General features: G+C 72.0%; 3 protein-coding genes. 1 reads left to right on the top strand and 2 read right to left on the bottom strand.

The genetic code is table 11. The annotated features are described in order from the left end of the window. Positions 1-248: 248 nt before the first annotated feature. Positions 249-1259: an iron-siderophore ABC transporter substrate-binding protein gene (locus tag ACTUAL_RS02955; RefSeq protein WP_440899177.1), complete on the bottom strand. Its 1011-nt coding sequence runs from the start codon at positions 1257-1259 to the stop codon at positions 249-251. Positions 1260-1327: 68 nt separating this feature from the next. Beyond that, complete coding sequence (locus ACTUAL_RS02950; protein WP_440899176.1) at positions 1328-2656, bottom strand: lysine N(6)-hydroxylase/L-ornithine N(5)-oxygenase family protein; 1329 nt, start codon at positions 2654-2656, stop codon at positions 1328-1330. Between the two features lie 136 nt (positions 2657-2792). Between ACTUAL_RS02950 and ACTUAL_RS02945 the strand changes: the two genes are divergently transcribed. Beyond that, positions 2793-3847 (top strand): ABC transporter transmembrane domain-containing protein (locus ACTUAL_RS02945; protein WP_440899175.1); only part of this gene is annotated, 1055 nt, incomplete at its 3' end.

Here is a 3847-nt window from a genome sequence, read left to right as displayed (position 1 = left end):
CACGGCGGTCACCCGCCGGGCGCGGTCGACCGCGCCGCGCAGTTCCAGGTACCAGCCGAAGTTGTAGACGGGGTTGTCGGGCTCGATCCGCTGGGCGAGCCAGACGCCCGACTGGGCGCCGGTGAGCGGCAGCGACGTCATGGGAAAGGCCTCCACGCAATGGGTTCCGCGCAGGTCTGGGCGCACGACGCGGGTGGGGGCGCCGCGTTCGGCGGCCCCCACCCGCGACGGAAGGGCTGGTGCTGCGACTAGTTCTCGATCTTCTCCAGCAGCGGCACGACCTGGTCGATGCCGTAGGGCACGCTCAGCACGGTGTTGAACGACATGGAGGCGCCGATCGGCGGGTCCATGTAGGTCAGGAACAGGTCGCGCTTCTCGGTGGTGACCTTGAGGCGCTGGTACGCCTCGACGCCCTTGACCCGCTCCTGCGCGGCGAGGTCGGAGGTCAGCCAGATGACCCGGTCGGCCTCCAGCAGGTCCATCCGCTCCTCGCTGAACTTGGCGTCGTTCATCTCACCCGCGAGCGTGCCGATCTCGTCCTTGAGCGTGAAGCCCAGCTCCTTGACGAAGATGGCCTTCGGGTCGGTCGGGGCGAACGCGGAGTACTCGCCGGGCTTGAAGCTGTCGGCGACGACGGCGGTCTTGCCCTGCCACTGGGGGTGCGCGGCCTTGGCGTCGGCGAACCGCTTGGCCACGCCGTCGACCAGCTCCTGCGCCTTCTCGCTCTTGCCGAGCGCCTTGGCGATGTGCTTGGTCTGGTCCTGCCACGGCGCGCCGTAGTCCACGAAGCCCTTGGGCTGCGCCACGACGGGCGCGATCTTGGACAGCGTGTCGTAGTGCTCCCGCTGGAGCCCGGAGTACACGGCGACGATCAGGTCGGGCTTGAGCGCGACGATCTTCTCCATGCTCACGTCGTCGCGCTCGCCGACGATCTCCGGCTGGGTGTCGCCCCACAGCTCCTTGGTCCACGGCCAGTTGCCGTAGGGGCGCTCCTTGAACCAGTCGACGACGCCGACGGGCTTGGATCCCAGTGCCAGCACGGGTTCCTGGTCGGACAGGCCGAGCGTGACGATGCGCTTCGGCTCGGCCTTGATCTCCGTCGAGCCGTACTTGTGCTCGACGGTGACGGGGAACGCGCCGGACGCCGCGTCGCCGGACGCGCTCGGGGCGCCCGCGTCGGCGCCACCGCCGCTCCCGCACGCGGTCAGCGCCAGTGCCGCCGCGGCGACGGCGGCCACCAGCCTGGAGATGCCGGACATTGTGGTTGTCTTCCCTTCCGCCGGGCGGGCACCGCTGCCCGCCCGAGGTTCCTCGTGTGGTGGTGGGTCTAGCTGGAGCTGGAGCCGCTGATCGCGTACTCCTGCTGGGACGGGATCGCCGCGGGGCGGCGGTCCAGCACGGATCGGAGGATCTCCCCGACCCGCACGGCGGTGTTGGACAGCAGCGCCGAGGAGATGCCGTGGCTGTGCTCGGTGCCGCCCTGCAGGTAGATGCCCGCCTCGACGTCGCCCGACGTGGTGACGCGGTAGTCGCGGTCCACCCTGAGCCGGTCGTCCGGGTCGCGCAGGCAGCGCCCGGCCAGCTCGCCGAGCAGCGGCGTCGGGTCCGCCTCGTGGTAGCCGGTGGCGTAGACGACCGCGTCGGCGGTCAGCTCCTCGGACCTGCCGGTGGCCAGCGACCCGACGGTGACGCGGACGCCGTCGGGGGTCTCGGCGAGGCCGGTGACGTGCGAGAGGTTCAGCAGCCGCAACCGGTTCTCGCCGAGGACCTTCTCGCGGTAGACGCGGCGGTACAGCTCGTCGATCCGGTCGGTGTCGACCACGGCGTAGTTGGTGTTGGAGTGGTAGCCCATCATGCGGCGCTTGATCTCGTCGGGCGCGCCGAAGTAGTCGTCGACGGCGGCCGGGTCGAAGATCCGGTTGGCGAAGGAGGAGTCGTCGGCGGGGCTGTAGCCGTAGCGGGCGAACACCCCGCACACCTCGGCGGCCGGGAAGCGCTCGTGCAGGAAGGCGGTGACCTCGGCGGCGCTCTGCCCGGCCCCGACCACGACGACCCGCTTCGGGTCGCCCAGGGCGGGGACGCGGGCGAGGAAGTCGTGGGTGTGCCAGATCCGCGCGGACGGCACGACGCCCTCGGGGAGGTTGACCCGCAACCCCGTGGCGAACACGAGGTTGCGGGTCCGGCGGACCTCCAGCCCACCGTCGGCGGCGCGGGAGGTGACGTCGAAGTGGGTGATCGCGCCGTCCTGCTCCACGGGGGCGGCGGCGACGACCTCGGTCCGGTAAGAGACCTGCTCGGCCAGCTGCGCGGCGGACCACTCGAAGTAGTCGTTGAACTCCACGCGCAGCGGGAACAGGTTCTTGTGGTTGATGAAGTCGCTGAGCCTGCCGCGCTGGTGCAGGTAGTTGAGGAAGCTGAACGAGCTGGTGGGGTTCCGCAGCGTGACCAGGTCCTTGAGGAAGGAGACCTGCATCGTCGCGTCGTCCAGCAACATGCCCCGGTGCCACCCGAAGGCGGGCTGGCGCTCAAGGAAGTGAGCGGTGACGGCCTGGCCGGGCGACGCGGTGGCGTTGTGCTCGGAGACGGCGATGGCGAGGGCCAGGTTGGAGGGGCCGAAGCCGACGCCGAGGACGTCGAAGACCGGGAACTGTGGCATGGCTGTCCCATCGGTGCGACATTGGGGTGATCAAACTTTGGTTACCCTAACCTAACCTCAACGCCTCACGAGAGTGATCCGGACCTCTCTTACGGTTAGGCTAACCTCACTCTCCGTACCCCTGGAAGGTGCTGCGGTGAAAAAAGTCCTCTCGGACGTGGTCACCGGGCAGTGGCGGCCGGTCGCCGCGGCCGGGACCCTGGGAGCGCTGCACCAGGCCTGCGAGGCCGCCGTCCCGCTGCTGATCGGCGTGATCGTCGACGAGGCCGTGGCGACCGGCGACGGCACGCGGCTGGCCCTGTGGATCGGGCTGCTCGGCGCGGTGTTCCTGGTGCTGTCCAACGCTTTCCGCTTCTCGCTGCGCGCGGGCGAGCTGGCCGCCCACCGGGCGGAGCACGACCTGCGGGTGCGGCTCGCCCGCCGGGTGCTGGCGGAGGGCGGGGTCAACCGGCTGTCGGGCGAGCTGGCCAGCATCGCCACCGGCGACGCGCAGCGCGTCGGCCGGGTGAACGCCGCGCTGCCGACCGCCATCGCCGCCGTCGTCGGGCTGCTCGTCGGCGCGGTGGCGCTGCTTCGGGTTTCCACAGCGCTCGGACTGCTCGTGCTCGTGGCCGCGCCGCTGATGCTGGGCCTGGCGCACCTGCTGGGCAAACCCCTCGAACGGCGCAGCGACGCCGAGCAGGACCGGGCCGCCGCCGCGTCCGGGGTCGCGGCCGACCTCGTCGCCGGGATCCGCGCGCTCAAGGGCATCGGGGCCGAGGCCGCCGCGGCGGCCCGCTACCGGGGCACGAGCGCGGAGTCGGCGGCGGCGGCCGTGCGGGCGGCGCGCTCGCGGGCGTGGCTGGACGGCTGGATGCTCGCGGTCACCGGGGTGTTCCTGGCGGTCGTGGCGCTGGTCGGCGGGCGGCTGGCCGCGCACGGCGAGATCACCGTGGGGCAGCTGGTCGCGGCGGTCGGGCTGGCGCAGTTCCTGCTGTGGCCGCTGACCGTCTTCTCCTGGGTCAACGGGCTGCTGGCGCAGGCCAGGGCGTCGGCCGCGCGGGTCGGCGCGGTGCTGGGCGCGCCGCCCTCCGTGCCGCCCGGCTCGCACGCGCCCGAGGGGACGCGCGGGGACGTGGCGCTGGTGGACGTGGTGTCCGGGCCGCTGCGCGGGGTGTCGGTCTCGGTGTCCGCCGGGGCGTTCGTCGGCGG

The organism is Actinosynnema sp. (genome assembly GCF_052038725.1).
This window is presented reverse-complemented; position numbering and strand designations above follow the sequence as displayed.

Coding starts and splice junctions, on each gene's coding strand:
- ACTUAL_RS02955 (WP_440899177.1), bottom strand. CDS start 1,259: ATGTCCGGCATCTCCAGGCTGGTGGCCGCCGTCGCCGCGGCGGCACTG.
- ACTUAL_RS02950 (WP_440899176.1), bottom strand. CDS start 2,656: ATGCCACAGTTCCCGGTCTTCGACGTCCTCGGCGTCGGCTTCGGCCCC.